The sequence below is a fragment of the Ruegeria sp. YTSA075 genome (genome assembly GCF_059610245.1).
On sequence record NZ_JBXWNG010000005.1, the window covers coordinates 115,161 to 135,915 of the forward strand.

General features: G+C 58.7%; 21 protein-coding genes. 2 read left to right on the plus strand and 19 right to left on the minus strand.

What is annotated here, in order from left to right:
• Positions 1 to 51 precede the first annotated feature (51 nt).
• The 13 genes from lpxC to ftsW form a co-directional block, all read right to left on the minus strand.
• Positions 52 to 972 (minus strand): UDP-3-O-acyl-N-acetylglucosamine deacetylase, encoded by a 921-nt coding sequence (gene lpxC, locus AC2FGE_RS11520; RefSeq protein ID WP_496819365.1) that lies wholly within the window; start codon positions 970 to 972, stop codon positions 52 to 54.
• 213 nt (positions 973 to 1,185) lie between these two features.
• Entirely contained in the window at positions 1,186 to 2,781 is a 1,596-nt protein-coding gene (gene ftsZ / locus AC2FGE_RS11525) for a cell division protein FtsZ (protein WP_496819366.1), read from the minus strand.
• A gap of 348 nt (positions 2,782 to 3,129) precedes the next feature.
• Complete coding sequence (locus tag AC2FGE_RS11530; RefSeq protein ID WP_480827684.1) at positions 3,130 to 3,543, minus strand: hypothetical protein; 414 nt, start codon at positions 3,541 to 3,543, stop codon at positions 3,130 to 3,132.
• A complete protein-coding gene (gene ftsA / locus AC2FGE_RS11535) occupies positions 3,530 to 4,864 on the minus strand; it encodes a cell division protein FtsA (RefSeq protein WP_496819557.1) in 1,335 nt (444 codons plus the stop codon). The genes AC2FGE_RS11530 and ftsA overlap by 14 nt, the downstream gene beginning before the upstream one ends.
• Before the next feature lie 8 nt (positions 4,865 to 4,872).
• Positions 4,873 to 5,880 carry a cell division protein FtsQ/DivIB gene (locus AC2FGE_RS11540; RefSeq protein ID WP_496819367.1) on the minus strand — a complete coding sequence of 336 codons (1,008 nt, stop codon included), beginning with the start codon at positions 5,878 to 5,880 and terminating at the stop codon, positions 4,873 to 4,875.
• Positions 5,868 to 6,782 carry a D-alanine--D-alanine ligase gene (locus AC2FGE_RS11545; protein WP_496819368.1) on the minus strand — a complete coding sequence of 305 codons (915 nt, stop codon included), beginning with the start codon at positions 6,780 to 6,782 and terminating at the stop codon, positions 5,868 to 5,870. Before AC2FGE_RS11545 ends, AC2FGE_RS11540 begins: the two co-directional genes overlap by 13 nt.
• A 108-nt stretch (positions 6,783 to 6,890) precedes the next feature.
• The gene (murB, locus tag AC2FGE_RS11550; RefSeq protein WP_496819369.1) at positions 6,891 to 7,820 is read right to left on the minus strand and encodes a UDP-N-acetylmuramate dehydrogenase; all 930 of its coding nucleotides are present in this window, start codon (positions 7,818 to 7,820) and stop codon (positions 6,891 to 6,893) included.
• Between the two features lie 54 nt (positions 7,821 to 7,874).
• On the minus strand, positions 7,875 to 8,165 hold the full coding sequence (locus AC2FGE_RS11555) for a hypothetical protein (RefSeq protein WP_496819370.1): 291 nt from the start codon (positions 8,163 to 8,165) through the stop codon (positions 7,875 to 7,877).
• Entirely contained in the window at positions 8,162 to 8,416 is a 255-nt protein-coding gene (locus AC2FGE_RS11560; protein WP_496819371.1) for a DUF2484 family protein, read from the minus strand. The genes AC2FGE_RS11555 and AC2FGE_RS11560 overlap by 4 nt, the downstream gene beginning before the upstream one ends.
• Complete coding sequence (locus AC2FGE_RS11565) at positions 8,413 to 8,661, minus strand: DUF2484 family protein (protein WP_496819372.1); 249 nt, start codon at positions 8,659 to 8,661, stop codon at positions 8,413 to 8,415. The genes AC2FGE_RS11560 and AC2FGE_RS11565 overlap by 4 nt, the downstream gene beginning before the upstream one ends.
• Before the next feature lie 77 nt (positions 8,662 to 8,738).
• The gene (gene murC / locus AC2FGE_RS11570; RefSeq protein WP_496819373.1) at positions 8,739 to 10,148 is read right to left on the minus strand and encodes a UDP-N-acetylmuramate--L-alanine ligase; all 1,410 of its coding nucleotides are present in this window, start codon (positions 10,146 to 10,148) and stop codon (positions 8,739 to 8,741) included.
• On the minus strand, positions 10,145 to 11,242 hold the full coding sequence (locus tag AC2FGE_RS11575; protein WP_496819374.1) for a UDP-N-acetylglucosamine--N-acetylmuramyl-(pentapeptide) pyrophosphoryl-undecaprenol N-acetylglucosamine transferase: 1,098 nt from the start codon (positions 11,240 to 11,242) through the stop codon (positions 10,145 to 10,147). Before AC2FGE_RS11575 ends, murC begins: the two co-directional genes overlap by 4 nt.
• Positions 11,242 to 12,405: a putative lipid II flippase FtsW gene (ftsW, locus tag AC2FGE_RS11580; protein WP_480827691.1), complete on the minus strand. Its 1,164-nt coding sequence runs from the start codon at positions 12,403 to 12,405 to the stop codon at positions 11,242 to 11,244. The genes AC2FGE_RS11575 and ftsW overlap by 1 nt, the downstream gene beginning before the upstream one ends.
• Positions 12,406 to 12,659: 254 nt before the next feature.
• On the opposite strand from ftsW, the gene AC2FGE_RS11585 reads away from it, so the two are divergent.
• Both AC2FGE_RS11585 and AC2FGE_RS11590 read left to right on the plus strand, forming a co-directional pair.
• Positions 12,660 to 13,022: a hypothetical protein gene (locus tag AC2FGE_RS11585; protein ID WP_496819375.1), complete on the plus strand. Its 363-nt coding sequence runs from the start codon at positions 12,660 to 12,662 to the stop codon at positions 13,020 to 13,022.
• Between the two features lie 102 nt (positions 13,023 to 13,124).
• Positions 13,125 to 14,309, plus strand: coding sequence for a BaiN/RdsA family NAD(P)/FAD-dependent oxidoreductase (locus tag AC2FGE_RS11590; RefSeq protein ID WP_496819376.1), 1,185 nt, complete (start codon positions 13,125 to 13,127; stop codon positions 14,307 to 14,309).
• A gap of 10 nt (positions 14,310 to 14,319) precedes the next feature.
• Here AC2FGE_RS11590 and AC2FGE_RS11595 read toward each other — a convergent pair whose 3' ends face one another.
• From AC2FGE_RS11595 to AC2FGE_RS11620, 6 genes are all read right to left on the minus strand, one after another.
• Positions 14,320 to 14,694 (minus strand): glycine zipper family protein, encoded by a 375-nt coding sequence (locus tag AC2FGE_RS11595; RefSeq protein ID WP_496819377.1) that lies wholly within the window; start codon positions 14,692 to 14,694, stop codon positions 14,320 to 14,322.
• Positions 14,695 to 14,802: 108 nt separating this feature from the next.
• Positions 14,803 to 16,203, minus strand: a complete 1,401-nt coding sequence (gene murD / locus AC2FGE_RS11600; protein WP_496819378.1) for a UDP-N-acetylmuramoyl-L-alanine--D-glutamate ligase — start codon at positions 16,201 to 16,203, stop codon at positions 14,803 to 14,805.
• Complete coding sequence (locus AC2FGE_RS11605; RefSeq protein WP_496819379.1) at positions 16,200 to 16,745, minus strand: AAA family ATPase; 546 nt, start codon at positions 16,743 to 16,745, stop codon at positions 16,200 to 16,202. The genes murD and AC2FGE_RS11605 overlap by 4 nt, the downstream gene beginning before the upstream one ends.
• Positions 16,742 to 17,824, minus strand: coding sequence for a phospho-N-acetylmuramoyl-pentapeptide-transferase (gene mraY / locus AC2FGE_RS11610; protein WP_496819380.1), 1,083 nt, complete (start codon positions 17,822 to 17,824; stop codon positions 16,742 to 16,744). The genes AC2FGE_RS11605 and mraY overlap by 4 nt, the downstream gene beginning before the upstream one ends.
• A 36-nt stretch (positions 17,825 to 17,860) precedes the next feature.
• Positions 17,861 to 19,255 carry a UDP-N-acetylmuramoyl-tripeptide--D-alanyl-D-alanine ligase gene (locus AC2FGE_RS11615; protein ID WP_496819381.1) on the minus strand — a complete coding sequence of 465 codons (1,395 nt, stop codon included), beginning with the start codon at positions 19,253 to 19,255 and terminating at the stop codon, positions 17,861 to 17,863.
• Positions 19,252 to 20,733, minus strand: coding sequence for a UDP-N-acetylmuramoyl-L-alanyl-D-glutamate--2,6-diaminopimelate ligase (locus AC2FGE_RS11620; protein WP_496819382.1), 1,482 nt, complete (start codon positions 20,731 to 20,733; stop codon positions 19,252 to 19,254). Before AC2FGE_RS11620 ends, AC2FGE_RS11615 begins: the two co-directional genes overlap by 4 nt.
• Positions 20,734 to 20,755: the final 22 nt, after the last annotated feature.

Genomic DNA, 20,755 nt, shown 5'->3' on the forward strand with positions numbered 1-20,755 from the left:
GCAAAACGCCTTATGCACCCTCTGTCGCAAATGTCGTCAAAGGTGAGCGGCTCAGGCCACCGCCGGAATCTCTTGCTGAACCAGACCTTGACCCGGCAAGCGCGCGGCCTGCTCTGAGGTGCACAGGATCGGACGCACGGCGCCCGGCGTTTCAAACAGCTTCCGCAGCAGCGTGTTGGTCATCGAATGGCCGGATTTTTCGCCGGTGAAATGGCCCAGAATCGGCCCACCGGCCAGATACAGGTCACCCAGAGCGTCCAGCATCTTGTGACGTACCGCCTCATCAGAATGGCGGAAACCACCCGGTGTCAGCACTTCTTCGCCCTGCACCACGACAGCATTTTCAAGTGTACCACCCAAAGCCAACCCGTTTTCACGCATCGCTTCGACATCGGTCCGACGACAGAACGTACGGCTGTCACTCAGCTCGCGCACGAACGAGCCGTTGCGCATATCCAGCGTCTTGGTCTGGCTGCCGATTGCGTCATCTTCAAAGTCGATGTGGAAATCGATGATCAGGCCATCCGCCGGTGCGATTGTTGCACTTGCGCCTTCGCGGGACGCGGTCACGGGCTTGAGCACTTCGTAAGCCAGAACCGGGCTGGCCTGACGGCGCACGCCCTTAGCCATGATGCCCCGCACGAAATCAATCGACGAGCCATCCATGATTGGAACCTCGGGGCCGTCAATCTCGATCAGCGCGTTGTGAACACCACAGCCTGCCAGCGCGGCCATGATATGTTCCACTGTTGAAACCGACACGCCCGCATCGTTCACCAAGCGGGTACAGAGCGGTGTCCGCTCGACCACATCATAGATGGCAGGGATCAGCGCATTGCCCAACTCAATATCCGTCCGCTTGAACCAGATCCCATGACCTGCCGCAGCAGGTTTCAGAACCATAACGACAGGCTGACCGCCATGCAGTCCGACGCCGTTAAACGTAACCGGAGATTTGAGCGTATGTTGCAAATTGGGCCTCAGCGAGTGGTGTCCAGCCTGTGACAGCTGTGTTGGCCACTCAGTTAAGGAAGCACGGGTCTATGCTCAACTCACTCTTTGTAACTGAATGAAACATCAATGTGACAGATCGGCAAAACCCTGCTTATCCCCCCATATCCACCTGTTTACAAACGAAAAAGGGCCGCACTAGGGCGACCCTTTGCATTCATTTTGTTACCGCGATCAGTTGGCTTGACGGCGCAAGAAAGCCGGAATTTCGATCCGATCCTGATCGGGATCAGCCTCTTCATGGGCAGGTGCCGTTGCGTCAACCTGGCGCATCGCAGGCTGCTGACGGGCTGGCTGAGACGGCGTGTCTGCTGCATGTCCGGTCATCCGATCGATCAGCCGGTTGAAGCCAAAGCGCGAGCGTTCCTCGGTCTCAGCCTGCGCCTGAGGTGCGGGTTCCTGAGGCCGGGTTGCCGTCAGACGCTGCGCCGAAGAGGGTACGTTCTGAACAGCGGCCTGCAACCGTTGCAACGCTTCTGGCGAAGGTGTTCCTGCGGGTTCTGGCTGCGGCGCTACATAGCTTTCGGGGGTCTGCTCGAAATGCTCTGGCTGCGGCTCAAACTCGGCGACCCGAGGCTGATAGGCTGGCGGCGGCAGGCCATCATCCTCCTGCTGGAACCGGGCTGCCGGGTCTTCCGCGGTTTCGAACAAGGTCGGCTCGCGGTTTTCGACCATCTCAGGTGCAGGTTCCGCTACTTCAGCCGCAACAGGCGCTGCTTCCACTGCTGGTTCTTCTGCAGATACGGTACGGGTCAGCGGCTCTGACATCGAGCGGCGCGCAACCGGAACCTCTGTGGTTTTTTCGGTGGCGTCGATACCAGTCGCCACGACCGAAACGCGCATACCGCCTTCCATCGCTGTGTCTAGCGTCGAGCCGACAATGATATTGGCCTCAGGGTCCACTTCCTCGCGGATGCGGTTCGCGGCCTCGTCCAGTTCGAACAGGGTCAGGTCGTGCGAACCGGTAATGTTGATCAGTACGCCCTTGGCACCCTTCAGGCTGATTTCATCCAGCAGCGGGTTGGCAATGGCCTTCTCGGCCGCCTGGATGGCACGGTCTTCGCCTGTGGCCTCGCCTGTACCCATCATCGCCTTGCCCATCTCGTCCATCACAGCGCGGACATCGGCGAAGTCGAGGTTGATCAGGCCCGGGCGCACCATCAGGTCGGTCACACCTTTGACGCCCTGATACAGAACGTCATCAGCCATCGAGAAGGCTTCGGTGAAGGTGGTTTTTTCGTTGGCCAGACGGAACAGATTCTGGTTCGGAATGATGATCAGCGTATCGACGACCTTTTGCAGCGATTCAACGCCATCTTCAGCCTGACGCATCCGCTTGGCGCCTTCGAACTGGAAGGGCTTGGTGACAACACCAACGGTCAGTACGCCCAGTTCCCGCGCGGCCTGCGCGATGATCGGCGCGGCCCCGGTACCGGTGCCCCCGCCCATACCGGCGGTGATAAAGCACATATGCGCGCCGGCCAGATGATCAACGATCTGCTCGATGCTTTCTTCGGCAGCGGCGGCCCCTACCGTCGGACGGGCCCCAGCCCCCAGACCTTCTGTGACTTTCACACCCAGTTGCACCCGCGACGACGAATGGCTTTGCTGCAGTGCCTGGGCGTCGGTGTTGGCAACTACAAAATCAACGCCGTCCAATTGCTTTTCAATCATGTTGTTGACTGCGTTGCCACCCGCACCGCCAACACCAAATACTGTAATCCGAGGCTTCAGTTCGTCGTGCCCGGGCATCGAAAGGTTCAATGTCATGCTCTGTCCGCCTGTATTTTTGTCCCGCCAAAGCGGTGTTTTTCTTACCTATCCTTGTTCGATTCTATCGTTGTGATGCGCAAAGGTCACGCTAAAAATCGCGAATTCCCACAAAATATGGAGGAAATGAGGCACTATCCGGCGGTATTTCGCACTACCCGCGAAATCTAGCGGATTGCCTTAAGGATGCCACAAGCCAGGCGAAATTAACGCGACGCCTCTCAGCTCACGGGTGGGTCGAATTCCCAGGTTCACAGGGCGGAAAACTGCTCATGGTCCTGCCGCCGGGCCTCTGACGGGCCTTGTGGATATCTTTATGGATAAATCTCAGCGCTGCAACCGGTTTCTTTAGCTGATGGGCGCGTTGGGGCAGTTCAAACTTGTTTCAGATATGTTTCGCGTTTCCTGAATCTCACCATCCGATAATGAGGCCAGTCGCACCATCAGACGGTCCTGATAAAGGAACGGCCACCAACAAACAGGCACCCCGTCCGCGTCATTGTCATACAGAAAACAAATCTGACCGTCGGGCGTGGTGATCTGACCATAGACGCAGCCGCGCCCTTCTTCCCGCCAGACCGAGGTTCGGTGATTCAGAAACTCTTCGGTCCCGACCAGATCGCCGCTGCGAATCTCGTAGAACATGACGGTTTTGCCAACAACGGCATCCAGAAAGGCTTCGGGCGTTATCCGGGTCTGAGCCGCGGCAGCGCCCGACCACAGCGTCAGAGCGGAAAGGCCGAGAACCTTACCAATTGTCACGGAACCACCGGACGGCGCGTTTGAACGGACGCGCGGCATAGGTGTCGACCGGAATTTCGAAATCCCACCATTCGTCCTGCGGATGGGCCGCAAACAAGCTGAGCCCCACGGCAGACGAGAAACCCGGCCCCGTTGCCGATTGCGGCAAGCCGTGAACGCGCAGTGGGCGGCCCAGGCGCACGCGCTGACCCAATATGCGTGTGGCCAGCCCATCCAGCCCCATGATCTGACTGCCGCCGCCAGTAAGAACGATTTGCTGGCTCGGCATATGCTCAAAGCCTGCTGCATCCAAACGCACGCGTACCTCTTCCAGGATTTCCTCTACGCGGGGGCGCATGATGCCGATCAACTCGGCCCGGCTGACAGTGCGGCGATCATGCTCCCAATCGCCAGTGTCACCCCCGATATCGATCAGGTCCCGATCATCGGCCCCGGTCGCGTGGACACCACCATTGAAGGTTTTGATCCGCTCGGCTACGGCCGCCGGTACGCCCAGCCCCATTGAGATATCAGCGGTCACGTGATCCCCACCCATGCGTACGCAATCGGCATAAATCATGTGCTTCTTCATAAAGATCGACACGCTGGTCGTACCACCGCCCATGTCGATACAGGCCGCACCCAGCTCCTGCTCGTCTTCAACCAATGCCGAAACACCCGACACATAGGCCGAGTTCGCAATACCAGCCAGTTCAAGATCACAGCGCTTGATACAGCGCACAATGTTCTGGATCGCGACCGCATCGACAGTCAGCATGTGCATATCAACGGCCAGGCTTTGACCCAGTTGCCCACGCGGATCGATCAGGCCCGAGCGGTTATCCAACGCAAAGTTCACAGGCTGCGCATGCAACACCTCGCGCCCTGCCCCATAATCCGGAACGTCGCAAGCGTTGAGCACGCGGCCCACCTCTGCCTCGGTCACCAACTGGCCTTCCAGATCAACCTGAGCGTCCAGACCGTAAGACCGCGGATTTGCGCCCGAGAAACAGGCAATCACATGATCAACGCGAATATCGGCCATTTTCTGTGCTGCTTGCAGGGCGGTTCGGATGGCCCGCTCAGTTTCCTGCATGGCGGTAACTTCGCCGAACTGTACCCCGCGCGAACGCGTCGTGGCGGCACCGATGACGCGGAACCCGGTCTGACCCGCCATGGATCCGATCGTGTTATCCTCTTGCAGGCGACCGGTTCCGTCAAAGCGCAGCACCAGGCAGGCAATCTTGGAACTGCCCACATCCAGAATGGCAATGACACCCCGCTGCATCGCTTGTCTGCGCATCTGCCGCATGGCGCGTTGGGACTGATAAAGATCGGTCATCATGGTCGTTACTGCCCGTTACTCACGTCTGTTTTTGTGTTCCACCAGTCTTCGCTGGCGGCTTTGGTCATTCTGACCGTGGGACGCTGCCCAAGGCGCATGTCGACGGTGGCGACATCGCGCTCCAAAAGGTCTTGCACTTCATTGACTGCCAATACCCGCTCAAGCGCGCGCACCGGACGCTCGGTCGGCAGCATGATGCGCTGGCCGCGATCCAGAACCAGATCCCAGCGCCGTTCGCCCATGCGCACAAGCCCACGCACCCGCGTGCCAAGGCTGCGCGCGGTCCGGAAAAGTTCCAACGCTTCGGCAACGTGCAGGTCCGCGCCCTCGCCCGCGATAAGCGGCAGATCAACATGATCCTTGCGCGAGGCGATCTGATCGACATGAACCCCGGTTTCATCCAGCAGTTCAATGCCATTCCGAGTGCGCCAGACAATGACGGGCTGACGTTCGATCACATCGACCTGCAATATGCCGCCGGGCCGGATGCGCACGGTGGCCGTTTTCACCGGATCCAACCCTATGATCGTGTCGCGCATCTGCTCGACATCCAGATCCCAGGAACTGATCGGGAAATCCAGCGGCACGACCTCGCGGATATCCTCAGCAAGGCTTGATCCTGCACCATCGATGGCCATTAGGTTGACCATAAATTCCGGACGTTCCTGAATCGAAGTGCGAATGTCGGCGATGTAAGTACTGACAGCCTCGCGCCGATCGGCGGAGGCAAAGTAAAACCCTACACCCGCAACGACCGCGCATATAGGCAAGCCCAGCTTGACACCCAATCGAATGCCCGGCGTCAGCATCCACCGCTGGAACCGATAGCTTAGCCGCGAAGGCGCCGGGTCAGAGCCGCGCGGTTTACGCCCAAACAGCCGCGCCCCGCGCAGACGCAAGACGGGGTCCACTTCATGCGTTTCTGTATCTGCAGAGTCGAAATCCGCATCCGGCCCTGCAACGGGTTTGGTCCGGTGGATCACCGGCGCGCGGGTGGCGCTCAGCGGTCGCATGAGGCGTCCTCCACCATCCAGGCGCACAGTTGACCGAATGTCATGCCGCAATGCTCACCCTGTTCAGGGACCAGCGAGGTGGGCGTCATCCCAGGCTGAGTATTGGTTTCCAGCAATGCCAGACCATCAGCGCCTTTGACGTCATCCCAACGGAAATCGGTCCGACTAACGCCTTTGCAACCAAGAATATTGTGGGCGCGCAGGGCATAGTCCATGCACAGGTCGAAAATCTCAGCCGGGATCTCAGCCGGCAAAACGTGCCAAGAGCCGCCGGGCTTATACTTGGCGTCGTAATCATACCAGCCATCAGTCATGATCTCGGTCACAGTCAGGGCGCGGTCACCCATGACGGTCACGGTCAGCTCTCGACCGGCCACATATTGCTCGACCATCACCTGATCCGGCATGTCGTCGGATAGCTGTGGCGGGCCGTTTGCATCCTCATGCACCAGATAGATGCCGACGCTTGAGCCTTCATTGTTCGGCTTTACCACATAAGGCGGCGCCATCACGTGTTCGACCATCACGTCGTGCTTGGGCGCGATAATGCTGTCTGCGATGGGCAGGCCGTTTATGCGAAACGCCTCTTTGCTGCGCTGCTTGTCCATTGCCAGGGCTGAGGCCAGAACGCCGGAATGCGTGTATGGGATTTGCATCCACTCCAGCAGACCTTGCACACAGCCATCTTCACCCCAACGGCCGTGCAGGGCGTTGAACACCACATCCGGCTTGATCTCCATCAGGCGCGCATAGAGGTCCGGACCTGCGTCCAGTTCGACCACGTCAATGCCTTCTCCCACAAGGGCGGCCGCGCATTCGCGCCCAGAGCTGAGAGACACCTCGCGTTCAGCCGAGGGGCCACCCATCAATACCGCCACTTTGGGGTTTGTCCTGCTCGACATACCCAATGTGCGCCTCAATGTCCCCGGACCTTATGTGGTGGTCCGTAATGTGTTTATGCCTTTGTTCCGTCGCCTGAATTTGCCTGTTTTGGTCTGACGGTTGGGGCTTTATTCTGTCAGCGGATCACCGACCCGCATGATTTCCCACTCTAGCGTGATGCCGCTTGTTTCGTAAACCTTTTTTCGCACCTCCTCGCCCAACCCTTCCAGATCAGCCGCGGTGGCGTCACCGGTATTGATCATGAAATTCGAGTGTTTGGGACTCATCTGCGCACCACCTTTGGTCGCGCCACGCATCCCGGCATCATCGATCACCTTCCACGCTTTCAGGTCGTGCACGTCATCTGCTCGCCCGGTCGAGGAAAACCCCGCCGGATTGCGAAAGGTCGATCCGGCGCTACGGTCCTTGGTGGGTTGCGTCTCATCGCGTCTTTTCAGCTGCGCCTCCATTCGGGTGTGCAGCTCTGCCGGGTCGCCCTTGGGGCCTTCGAACGTGGCCGACACCAGGACAGCCCCTTCAGGCAGGTCGGATTGGCGATAGCGGAAGTTCAGGTCGTCCGGCGTCAGATCAACAAGCTCACCCTGCCGGGTTACGACCGTCGCCTTGCGCAGAACATCCGCTGTGTAACTGCCATAGCAGCCCGCGTTCATCCGTACTGCTCCACCTATGGAACCGGGGATAGTTCGCAGAAACGTCAAATCAACACCCTCGTCCGCCGCTTTGCGCGCAACATGCGCATCCAGCGCAGCTGCACCTGCGGTGACCGAGTGGCCCTCAACTGAAATCCCATTGAACCCGCGCCCCAGCCGGATCACTACCGCCCGCAAGCCACCGTCACGCACGATCAGGTTGGAGCCGACGCCCATAGGGAAGACCGGCACATCTTCGGGTAGCTCACGCAGGAATGCCTGCAAATCCTCAAGATCGGCAGGTTGAAACAAGAAATCGGCCGGACCGCCAACACGCAGCCAAGTCAAATCGTTCAGGTAGCGGTTTTCGGTGAGTTTGCCGCGCAGCGTGAGTGAAGAAAGTGTCATTCGCATCTTCTATAGCTGGCACAGGTAGATGTCATCCATCGTAAGACGCTAAATTCAACGTTTTCTGTTTGTCCACTTGATTGCGCCAAACAGGCCGCCAAGAACTGCGCCAAAAAGCGCCGGCGCAAACAGCGTAAACAGTAGAACGAAGCGTCGATAATCGTCTTTTTGCGGCGCGCCGGAACTGTCGTAGGTAAACAAATACGCGACACTCAAAGCCAGTACTACGATCAAACACACTGCAAGCCAAAGCAGACCGTTCTTTGAAAGGAAGTGCATTGCCGCTGTAGCAACAAGAAAGGACAAAACGGCAATTAGACCGAAAGCAATTAATACTGCATTCACTGCGGATTACGTCCCAAACGACGCACCCACCGCCCCAAATAGATCACCGGCCAGCGTAGCATGGACATGCCCGCAGCCAAAACCAACAACCCAATCCATGGGCCGTTCTCATAGGTAACATAGCCTAGGATCGGAATGCCCACTGCGATCAGGATATAGGCGCGCGTCCAATGGTTGTCCTTGCTGGGGATCATGGCCAACAGGTTGGCGGCAATGCCCCACAAGGCGGCCAGGGCAAGCGACCAGCTCATTCCCTCACCTCCCGCCCTGACCATTTGCGCCAGAAATGGCGGATGGGATTGCGAAACATCGAAACAAAGCCGCCAAAGGCGAAAACCGACCAGAACCAACCATGATCATAGCCCAGCCAGACAATCAGGATCGGTGCGCAGATCAGCAGGGTGACACCCGGAGGGAATTGCAGCCGCATAGGCAACAACGCCACAAGAGTGGCGCAGATCACCCAGATCGCTGCAAAGATCATTGAATAGTCCATGCGCCCCCTCCGAGGACTCGCGGTAACTGAGGTTATTGTATCACACTTTCAGGTTGTGCTGCAAATGAGGATTGACGTCAAACCGTTTGTTTTCTTTGCAATCTCTCAGGCAACCCATTCGCCCAGGCGCTGATCGTACCGGCGCCAAGACAGACGACCATGTCCCCAGGCCGCGCCTGTTCGCGCACAAGGCGTTCAAGATCGTCCTCGTCCAACAAGGCCCGGGCGTGTCGATGCCCGTGGCGGATCAGCCCCTGCACCAGATCATCGCGGGATGCCCCTTCGATCGGGTCTTCTCCAGCCGCGAAGATATCAGCGATCGCCACCACATCCGCGTCATTGAAGCAGGTGCAAAAATCATCGAACAGATTGGAGAGGCGCGAGTAGCGATGCGGCTGGTGCACGGCAATCACGCGTCCCTCAGTCGCCTGACGCGCAGCTTTCAGCACTGCGGCGATTTCGACCGGGTGGTGGCCATAGTCGTCGATGATGGTGACGCCATCAATCTCTCCGACCTTGGTGAAACGCCGGTTCACGCCGCCGAAATTGGCCAGCGCCTCGCGGATTTCAGAGGTTTTCATACCCAGATGGCGGGCAACAGCCACTGCAGACAGCGCGTTCGAGACGTTGTGGTCGCCCGGCATAGGCAAAGTGCAACCTTCGATCACCTTGTCTTCGTATTGTAGGTGAATATCAAAATGCGCGACGCCGCCTTTGTAGGTCAGGTTCAAAGCCCGCACATCGGCCTGAGCGTTGAACCCATAGGTGCGCACGCGGCGATCTGTGATGCGCCCAACCAAAGCCTGAACCTCGGCATGATCCGTGCAGCACACAGCCAGTCCGTAGAACGGCAGGTTCGAGACGAATTCATAGAACCCATCGCGCAGCGTGTCGAAATCGCCCCAATGCTCCATATGTTCGGGGTCGATATTGGTGACGATGGCGATAGTAGCAGGTAGGCGGTTGAACGAACCGTCGGATTCGTCCGCCTCGACCACCATCCATTCGCCCTGCCCCATCCGGGCGTTCGAGCCATAGGCGTGGATGATGCCGCCATTAATCACGGTCGGGTCAAACTCTCCGGCCACCATTAGCTCAGCCATCATTGTGGTCGTAGTCGTCTTACCGTGCGTCCCGGCAATGGCAATGTTCGACCGCAGCCGCATCAGTTCCGCCAGCATGTCAGCGCGACGGACAACCGGCAGACCCTGCGCGCGCGCCTCATCCAGTTCCGGATTTCCCGGCTTGATCGCGGTTGAGGTGACAACCACGGCAGCGTCTTTCAGGTTTTCGGCCTTTTGACCCACGAATATCTCGGCCCCCAGCGAAGCCAACCTTTCGGTGATCTTCGACGCCTTCAGGTCAGAACCCTGCACCTGATACCCGAGGTTCAGCAACACCTCGGCGATGCCCGACATCCCGATCCCGCCAATCCCAACGAAATGGATCGGCCCGACATCCTGCGGCAGTTTGGTTGCTGGGGTCATGTGATCTCCTTCTGCGCCAATTGCTCGACCAGGGCGACCAGACGCTCGGTGGCGTCGGGGGTTCCGACCGACAAGGCGGCATGGGCCATTTTCTGTGCGGCTTCAGGGTTCGTCAAAACCGTGCTCATTTGCTCGGTCAGCGCGGCAACGTCAAGTGCCTTTTCGGGGATCATGATCGCCCCGCCCGCCTGTACCAACCCTCGGGCATTGGCGGTCTGGTGATCTCCTGCGGCGGCGGCAAACGGGATCAGGATCGACGGGCGGCCGATGACCGAGATATCGGCCACGCTGGATGCGCCCGAACGGCTGATCACCAGTTGCGCATCTGACATACGACGTGGCACGTCATCAAAAAACGGCTGAACATCCGCACGAATGCCGTGCTCGTTGTAAAAGGCCGTGACGCGTGCACCGTCTTCATCCCGCGCCTGATGTGAGACGCGGATATGAGCACGGATGTCTTCGGGTAGCGCCGCAATGGATTCTGGCACCACGTCACTGAGAATTCGGGCACCTTGCGAGCCACCCATGACAAGGATCGACATCGGGTAATCGCCGGGGGGAATATACCCCGCTGCGGCGCGATCCAATACGGCCGCTCTGACGGGGTTTCCGGTGTGAACGCCATGTGCGCCTTCGGGCAGGTCCGTGGGCCAGACACCGCAGGCCACTTGTGAAACGCGCGTGGCAAACAGCTGGTTCACTCGGCCCAGCACCCCGTTTTGCTCATGGATCATGCGTGGTAGTTTCAGCATCACCGCCGCACCCAGCGCCGGGATCGAAGGGTAACCGCCGAAGCCCACGACCACATCCGGTTTGTCCCGCATCATCTGAAACGTCATGCTGGCGACGCCACCAGCAATCTTAGGGCCGACCAGTGCCTTAGCCGCCAAACCGCCTCGCGCGAAAGTGGCCGACGAGGATTCGACAATCTCGGTTGTGTGCGGGAAGCCGCCGATATAGCGGGCACCACGAGCATCCGTAGACAGGCGTACCCGCCAACCTTTGTGCAACATCGCCTCCGCCAGGGCTTGCGCCGGGAACATATGCCCCCCGGTGCCGCCCGCCGCGATCAGTAGGTAGGGTTTGCCCATCAGCTTCGTCCGCGCAGAATATCGCCAAGTTCGCCCTGCGGGCGGGTTCGGGTGAAGGCCAGCAACATGCCAATAGCGATGCCGCCTGCAATCAGGGAAGAGCCGCCGTAGCTTACGAAGGGAAGCGTCATGCCCTTGGCGGGCAACAGGCGTACCGCGACACCCATGTTGATCATCGCCTGAACGCCAAACATGCAGGCCAGGCCGGTCCCGGCCAAACGGATGAACATATCCCGCTCGCGCATCAGCCTAAGCAGCGAGCGCACGACGATGATCGAATAGAGCGCGATGATAATTAACACCAGGATCAGGCCGTACTCCTCAGCCGCGACGGCGATGATGAAATCCGTATGCGCGTCGGGCAGAGACCACTTCACCTGCCCCTCGCCTACGCCGACGCCGAACAAACCGCCCTCGCGAATGGCATTGGTGGCATAGCCAAGCTGAGTGGTCGGATCGACCTCTTGATTCAAAAATCCGTCAATACGTCGCGCGAAATGGTCCGAGTTGGAATAAGCGAACATCCCCGCCAGAATGACCACACCTGCCATGCCAACCAGCAGCAGCATGGGGGCGCCTGCCACGAAGTACATAACGCCCCAACCAAACAGGATCAGACAGGCCTGCCCGAAATCAGGCTGCATCACCAGCATCCCAACAATCGCCATACACAGGGCAAAAGACCATAACCGCCCCGGCGGACCGTTGATTTCCTGCGATGCCGCCAGCAACCACGCGGCAACAACCACAAATCCGGGCTTGAGAAACTCGGACGGTTGCAGTGAGGCAAAGCCGAGCGAATACCAACGCACCGCCCCTTTACCGAAATCCGTGCCGAAGATTGGCAAGAAAGCGAGCGCGACAAAGGCCCCCAGAAAGCCCAACACTGCCAGACGGCGTACCAGGGTCGGCGACATCATCGAGGTCAGCAACATCGCAATCAGCGCCAGCCCACCGAACAGCACCTGCCGTTCGACATAGTGAAACGGATCGAATCCGTTGCGCCCTGCCAGTGGCGGCGAAGATGCCAGCCCCAACAATAGCCCGATGACAAACAGGATCAGAACGCAGGACATCGTCCAGCGATCAATCGTGCGCCACCACTTTGGTAGAATCGGTTCGCCGCGCTGGTCCTGGACCGCGCCATACACCATCTCAGTCATGAGATACCGCCACTTACTGCCTCGTTAACGCCCCGTTTTCGGGGTCTGGGTCTAAGTGTACAGAGATTTTGGGGATTGGGCTAGGGAAATGAGGTTTCAAATGAAATGAACTTGAGCGACAACCGAGCCGGAGCTTCTCCCGAGTTTGGATACCAGTGTAACATACCGATATGAAACACAACCTGTTGCACAGCATAGCACATAACTTCACTGAATCATTGGCCGGAGGCCTTAGTTTCGTTGTGCCCCACCATGTGATTTCGACCTCAGTGTTCGCTGAGGCCGCCAGCACGAATGATGGGTATTTCGTAGCGGATTTTCTTACCGGACGAGTTCACGACACGTTGCTGGATGACGAAATGGCGACCATTATTCCGCTCTACAAGGGCGCGTTTCCGGGTTTCTGCGAGAAGCACCAAGTGAACTACTCTGACTATACGGCATTTCTCGTGCGCTTTATCTCTCAAACAAGCGGAAACAAATACGTGGTCACAATCGAAGACCGCAACGGACGTAGGTCATCCAGAGAGTATTCAGGCTACAACGGGAAACGCGCGGAAGTACACGACGATCTAGGGCGGCGCAGACCTAAGTTGCTTCCGACTCCTCTGGATTAACAGCAATTAGCCGACTTAGTCTTGAACCTATTCATTTTCTCGACTTCGTATCGCGGGGCATAGGTGCTTGCTTTCTGGTCAAAAGCCCGCCATCCCCCGCCCATGACCTACGACACGATCATACTGGGAGCTGGAGCGGCTGGCATGATGTGCGCAACCGAGTGCGGTGGCCACGTTCTGGTGATCGATCACGCGAAAGCGCCGGGTGAGAAAATCCGCATTTCGGGCGGCGGGCGCTGCAATTTCACTAATATGCATGCGGGGGCGGGAAACTTCCTGTCCAAGAACCCACATTTCTGCAAATCCGCCCTGGCGCGATATACGCAATGGGATTTCGTCGAACTGGTCGGACGCCACAATATCGCTTGGCATGAGAAAACACTGGGGCAACTGTTCTGCGATGGGTCCTCCAAACAGATCATACAGATGCTTCTGGATGAGATGACGCGTGCGAGAGCAGAGCTGTGGGTGCGGACAGAGCTGAAGGACCTGCGCAAGACTGAAAGTGGCTTCACGCTGGAGGTCGAGCGCGAAGGACAGCGCCGAAGCCTGACATGCTTTAATCTGGTTTTGGCCACGGGCGGCAAATCGATCCCGAAGATGGGGGCAACCGGACTGGCCTTTGATATCGCGCTGCAATTCGGGTTACGAATGACTGAAACCCGCGCAGCGCTGGTCCCGTTCACGTTTTCAGACGGGAGGTTCAAAGACCTCTCAGGCGTCTCGCTGCCCGCGCGACTGTCAAACGAGCGCACCAGTTTTGACGAAGCGCTACTGTTCACCCATCGTGGCCTAAGCGGGCCATCGGTTTTGCAACTCTCGTCCTATTGGCGCGAGGGTGAGGCAATCCGCGTGAACCTGATCCCCGATCTGCCGCTGTTCGATCTGCTGCGTGATCAACGCCAAAGCGCTGGGCGCAAGGATTTGACCACGGAACTGGCGCGTCACTTGCCGAGCAGGCTGGTCGACTATCTTAGTCAGCAGATACCAATGCAAGGCAATCTCGCCGATCAGTCTGATGCAGCGCTCAGCGATCTGAGCTCTGCCCTGTCCAACTGGCAACTGACCCCATCGGGCACCGAAGGATACCGCACGGCCGAGGTCACGCTGGGCGGGATCGACACAGATGACCTGTCTTCAAAAACGATGGAGGCCAGGGATGTCCCCGGCCTCTATGCGATTGGTGAAGCGGTGGATGTCACCGGGTGGTTGGGTGGGTACAACTTCCAATGGGCGTGGTCCTCGGGCCACGCCGCCGGAACCGCTATCGCGAGCCGCTCGTTTTGACGATCAGCCCTTAGCCGACGACGTTGTATCCACGCCCGCGCATGCAGTTGCGCACGATAACCTCTTGATTTTGAGTATTCTGCAACGCGCTTGCGCCTGCGCCAATCAGGGCACCGGCAACAGCAGCACGACCCAGATCGCTGGCACTGTCATCGATGATCGCTTTTGTACCAGCAGCGCCTGCAGCACCAATCGCCGCGGCACCCGCTGTTCTGCCATCAACGGTTGGCTGTGTTCGGGCCAGAGCCTGACACTGCGCCAGATCCGCGTTGTAGTTGGGGCCGATATTGCCATCGATAATCGGCGTGTAGTTCGCGCCCGAGCTGGCACAAGCTCCGACCAGCAGCACCGCTGGCAACACCATAAATTTCTTTCGGTTGGACATATCCGTAACCTCGTTTTCTAACGTCCTGCCAAGGCAAGACCAAATCCACTGGGGCGTCAAGTCGATAGCCCATTTGCACTGATGAACATGCGATCCATCGCAATCGTTCTATTCCGCCAGTCTTTGCAGGACATTTTCCGCAAAATCCTCACCGCGTTTCTCAAAACTATCATACTGGTCAAAACTTGCAGCAGCAGGCGCAAGCAAAATAGTATCACCCGCTTCGGCATCTGCCATTGCCTGTTCAACCGCAGCAGACATTGTTGTGCAAACCAGTGCGTCAACGTTCAATTGCATTGCAAAATTCGCAGCCTCGCGCCCAATGATGTAAGCCTTCAACACATCGGCGATTGCCTCGTTCAGAGGCGCCAACCCGCCCTCTTTCTCCAAGCCGCCACAGATCCAGCGTATGCGTTTGAACGCCCCCAGTGCCTTGACTGCACTGTCTATATTGGTGGCTTTGGAGTCGTTCACATAGGTCACGCCCTGCGCCTCAGCAATGATCTGGCTGCGATGCGGCAGGCCCGGATAGCTATGCAGCGCGTCCTCGATCAGCCGAGGGGCCAAGCCCAGTGAACGGCAGGCGGCATAGGCCGCACAGGCATTCTGGTGGTTATGGGTCCCCGGCAAGCCCTTGATGGCGCGCAGGTCAATTGAACCCGCCTGCCGCCCCTTGCGGTACTCCGACAAGAACCCTTTGCGGGCAAAGACCTGCCAGCCAGGACCGGTGAGCTTACGATCGACCGAAACACGGATAACCCGGTCATCCGCTGGCCCCTCGGCCATCTGCCCGGCCAGAAACGCGCCCTCGGCTTCATCCACGCCAATGACAGCGCGATCGGGTCCACCTTCGGCAAACAGGCGTCTCTTGGCCGCGAAGTAACCGCCCATGCCGCCATGGCGGTCCAGATGATCCGGCGAAAGATTGGTGAATACGGCCACATCCGGCGTCAGCGACCGGGCCAGTTCAGTCTGATAGCTGCTGAGTTCTAGCACCACGACCGAACCATCCGTACCAGGATCAATATCCAGCACGCCCCGACCGATATTCCCGGCCAATTCGGCTGATCGTCCAGCTTCGGTCAGGATGTGATGGATCAAGGCTGCGGTGGTTGACTTCCCATTCGACCCGGTGACGGCGATCACGCGCGGTGGAGTATCAAAGTTGTTCCATTCCGGCCCTGCGAAGGAGCGAAAGAACAGGCCGATATCATTGTCCACCGGAACGCCTGCCTCCAAGGCGGCCGCAACGATAGGGTTTGGCGAGGGGTAAAGATGCGGAATACCCGGTGAGACGATCAGAGACGCGATGCCCTCGAACGCCCCATTTCGATGCAGATCGGTACAGTCGAACCCCTCGGCTTGCGCCTTCTCCCGCGCGTCCGGGTTGTCATCCCAACACATCGGCTGAGCCCCCCCCGCACGCAATGCCCGCGCAGTGGTCAGCCCGGACCGCCCCAGCCCCAGAACCGCAACTTTCTGTCCTGAAAACCCTTTGACCGGGATCATGTCGTTTGCCCTTTGTTTAGCTGTGCCTCAAACCAATCTGCCCGGGCTGCAACTGGCTTTTTCGGAACAAGCGCAGTTTGAAACCCGAGCGTTGGTAAGCGGTCGCACAAAGCCCCATACTCTTCAAGTGCGTCGGACAAGTCATGTCTTCGCTGTTCGTCTTTTACATAGATTTCGGGCCACGGTGGGAACAGATAAACGCGGTGATCGTATCCTATGCTCTGTATCTTATCCCGAATTGAACTTTCCAGATTGGCACCGGTTCGATCAAACCAAATCAAGGCGTCCAGCGCGGAACGGTCGAATAAGACCAAACCATCGGGAGCCTCGGTCACACCATCGAAAGATGTTTGGATCACTTTACGGCAAAAGGACTCGGGATTGATCCAGGGCAAACCAACTCCGCCCTGCTCTTGCTCGGCCTCGATCACCCGACGGCCCGGTTCCGCAACCGTCGCATAGCCGCGCTGCGCCATTTCCCCCAGTAAGGTGGACTTGCCACTGCCCGAACAGCCGGACAGTACAACCCGACGGTTCTTCAACGTACCTTCAACGTCGCCAGACCAATCATCGCCAGGATCAGCGAGATGATCCAGAAGCGGATCACAATTGTTGGCTCGGCCCAGCCCTTTTTCTCATAGTGGTGATGGATCGGGGCCATCAGGAACACGCGCTTGCCAGTGCGTTTGAAATAAAGGACCTGGATGATCACGCTCAGCGCCTCGACCACGAACAGACCGCCGACGACGGCCAGAACCAGCTCGTGTTTGGTGGCCACCGCGATGGCCCCCAGCGCGCCACCCAATGCCAATGATCCGGTATCACCCATGAACACGGCAGCCGGCGGGGCGTTGTACCACAGGAACCCAAGCCCCGCGCCGAACAGGGCGGAGGTGAAGATGAAGATCTCACCGGTGCCGGGCACGTAATGCACATCCAGATATTCGGTAAAGTCGACCCGGCCCACTGCATAGGCAATGATCCCAAGCGTCGAGGCCGCGATCATAGCGGGCATGATGGCCAAGCCGTCCAATCCGTCGGTCAGGTTCACCGCATTCGCGGCCCCTACGATCACGACGATAGCGAACGGGATATAGAAGATCCCAAGGTTGACCAGAGTATCCTTGAAAACTGGCACGGCAAGCTGGTTCTGCAGCATCTCTGGGTGATGCAAAGTGGCCCAAAACGACGCAAGCACGGCGATGATGACACCCAAGGCCAGCCGCATCCTACCCGAAACGCCCTTGGTATTCTGCTTTGAAACCTTTGCGTAGTCATCGGCAAAACCAATGGCCGCATAAGCCAAAGTCACGAACAGCACCATCCAGACATAAGGGTTGTCCCATCGTGCCCAAACGAGGGTCGAAGTGACCAGAGCACCAACGATGAGCAACCCGCCCATGGTGGGCGTTCCGGCCTTGGAAAAATGCCCCTCGGGCCCGTCATCACGGATCGGTTGGCCTTTGCCCTGCTTGCGACGCAGCACGTTGATCAAGGGTTTGCCGAAGATGAAGCCAAAGATCAGCGCCGTTAGAAAGGCGCCGCCTGCGCGGAAGGTGATGTAGCGGAAGAGGTTCCAGAAATCCCCTCCGTCCGACAAGGCGGTCAACCAATACAGCATTACAAAACCCTTCTCACACGAGGCTTATGGGTATGTTTACCCGTTAAGCGCGCCCCCTTGCCCCATTTTGCGCAGACCGTCAACAATCCGCGCAAGCGCCATGCTCAGCGAGCCCTTGGCCAGCACGGTATCGCCGGTTTGGATCAGATCAGGCAGGTGCTTGGCCATTTCGGCGCTGGTTTCAAACCACATCCCACGCTTGTCGCCGGGCAGAGCCTCATGCAGCGCCTGCATCAGCGGGCCGATGCAATGCACCTGATCCACACGCGCCATCGCATCGACCTGAGCCATCGCGGCGTGCATGGCCTTTTCCTGCGGCCCCAGCTCCTTCATATCGCCCAAAAAGGCAATCTTGCGCTCACCTTGGGATGCCGCCAGTACATCCAAAGCCGCCTCCATCGAGGTCGGGTTGGCATTGTAACTGTCGTCCAGCAGTTCGATTTGCCCACCATTTGCCAAAGGCAAGGTCTCGCGCACACCGCGACCTTTGACCGGAGACCAGTGCCGCAGCCCTTCGATGGCCTGTTCCAGATCGACACCCAGTTCGACACAGGCCGCCAAGGCCCCCAACGCATTCATTGCAAAATGTGTACCAGCTGATTGGATATCGAAGGTGAATTGAGTGTCACCAACGGTGGCCGTAGCCTGCATCGTGTCTGGCCCGGCAACGACTTCGTTCATTTGGTAATCCGCAGCCTTGCGGCCAAATTCGACCACACCAGCACCTTGTCCAAACGCGGTTTGGCGCAGAATATCCGCGTGTTCGATATCGCCATTCACAATAGCCGCGCCGCCCGGCTCCAGCCCCTCGAAGATCGTGGCCTTTTCATGGGCGATCCCTGCAACCGATTCGAAGGCTTCGAGATGAACCGCCGCCACGGTTGTCACCAGCGCCACATGTGGGCGGGCCTGGCGGGCCAGCGGAGCGATTTCGCCGGGATGGTTCATCCCGATCTCGATCACTGCAAATTCGGCATCCTGTGGCATCCGCGCCAGCGTCAGGGGCACGCCCCAATGGTTGTTGTAACTGGCCACGCTGGCATGGGTCCTACCCTGTCTTTCCAGAATGGTCGCCAGCATTTCCTTGGTCGAAGTTTTGCCGACACTGCCGGTCACCCCGACGATACGTGCTTCAGTGCGCGCACGCGCGGCTTGGCCCAGTGCCTCCAAACCGGCCTGAACATCCTCGACAATCAACAGCGGCGCATCTTCGGGCACGCCCTCCGGTAAATGCGAGACCAAGGCTGCGCTCGCGCCTTTCTCAAGCGCTTGAGCCACAAAATCATGCCCGTCGCGCGCAGCCTTCAACGCAACAAACAGGTCACCCGGCTGCAAGGTGCGCGTGTCAATCGACACACCGTTTGCCGTCCATTCAGTCGTCGCACGACCACCGGTTGCGCTTGCAGCCTCTGCCGCTGTCCAGAGCGTCATGCCACCCTCCCATCCAGAGCGGCCACGGAGATGCTGGCTTGTTCGACATCGTCAAAGGGCAAAACCTGATCGCCGACGATCTGGCCGGTTTCGTGTCCTTTGCCTGCTATCAGCAGCGCATCGCCCGGTTGCAAGGCATCAATGCCCCGCAGGATGGCTTCGGCACGGTCGCCCACTTCGGTTGCACCGGGCGCGCCCTCCATCACGGCGGTGCGGATGGCGGCCGGGTCCTCGCTGCGCGGGTTGTCATCGGTGATGAAGACGATATCGGCGTTGTTGGTTGCGGCCTTGCCCATCAGCGGGCGTTTGGTGGCATCACGGTCTCCACCTGCACCGACAATGGCGATCAGACGACCCATCACATGCGGGCGCAGCGCTTTCAAAGCTGTCGCAACAGCGTCGGGCGTGTGGGCATAGTCTACAAATACGGCCGCGCCATTGTCGCGGGTTGCGGCCAGTTGCATGCGGCCTCGGACCGTTGTCAGATGCGGTAGGGTTTCAAACACCCGCTCAGGCTCTTCGCCTGCTGCGATGACCAGCCCACAGGCCAGCAGGATGTTCTCAGCCTGGAACCCTCCGATAAGGTTCAGGCGCGTTTGGAAGGTCTTGCCTTGCCAGGAGAACCGCAAATCCTGCCCGGTCGAGTCAAACCTTTGGTTCATCAAACACAGGTCGGCCTCACCCAGCCCAACGGTCAGCACCGACTGTCCCCGCGCTTCGGCGATCTTGCGCACCTGAGCCCCCTTGGGGTCGCTGAGATTTACGACTGCGGTACCGTCCTGAGGCAGAACCCGATCAAAAAGCCCCATCTTGGCAGCAAAGTAAGCCTCGAAGGTTTCGTGGTAGTCCAGATGATCCTGCGTGAAGTTCGAAAACCCGGCAGCGGTCAGTTGAACGCCATCCAGCCGACGCTGTTCTAGCCCATGCGATGACGCCTCCATCGCAGCATGCGTTACGCCATTCTCCGCCGCCTCGAATAGGCAACGATGCAATGTGATCGGTTCTGGGGTGGTATGGGCCAGTGGAGCAGTCCAGGCACCTTCAACACCTGTCGTGCCAAGATTGACGGCGGAATAACCTAGCTCGGTCCAGATTTGGCGTACAAAGCTGGCAACCGAAGTCTTACCGTTGGTGCCGGTGACCGCCACGATCGTTTGCGGCTGCTGTCCAAACCACAGCGCCGCCGATCCGGCCAGTGCCTGACGGGGATCTTCGACAACGATCAATGCAGCATCAGACGCGGCCAGTTCTGCCGAAGCGATCTGCGCGCCTTCGGCATCGGTTAAAACCGCAGCGGCCCCCATTCGCAGGGCATATTGAATGAATTCACCGCCATGAACTCGCGTGCCGGGAAGGGCAGCAAACAGGAAACCCTCTTTGACCTCGCGGCTGTCAACGGCCAGCCCGGTGATATCCGGGTTAGCGCCTCCGCGCGCGGTCAGGGCCAGTTGGCTGAGTTTCTTTGTTCTTGCGCCCATGACCCACCTGTTCCCTGGCACT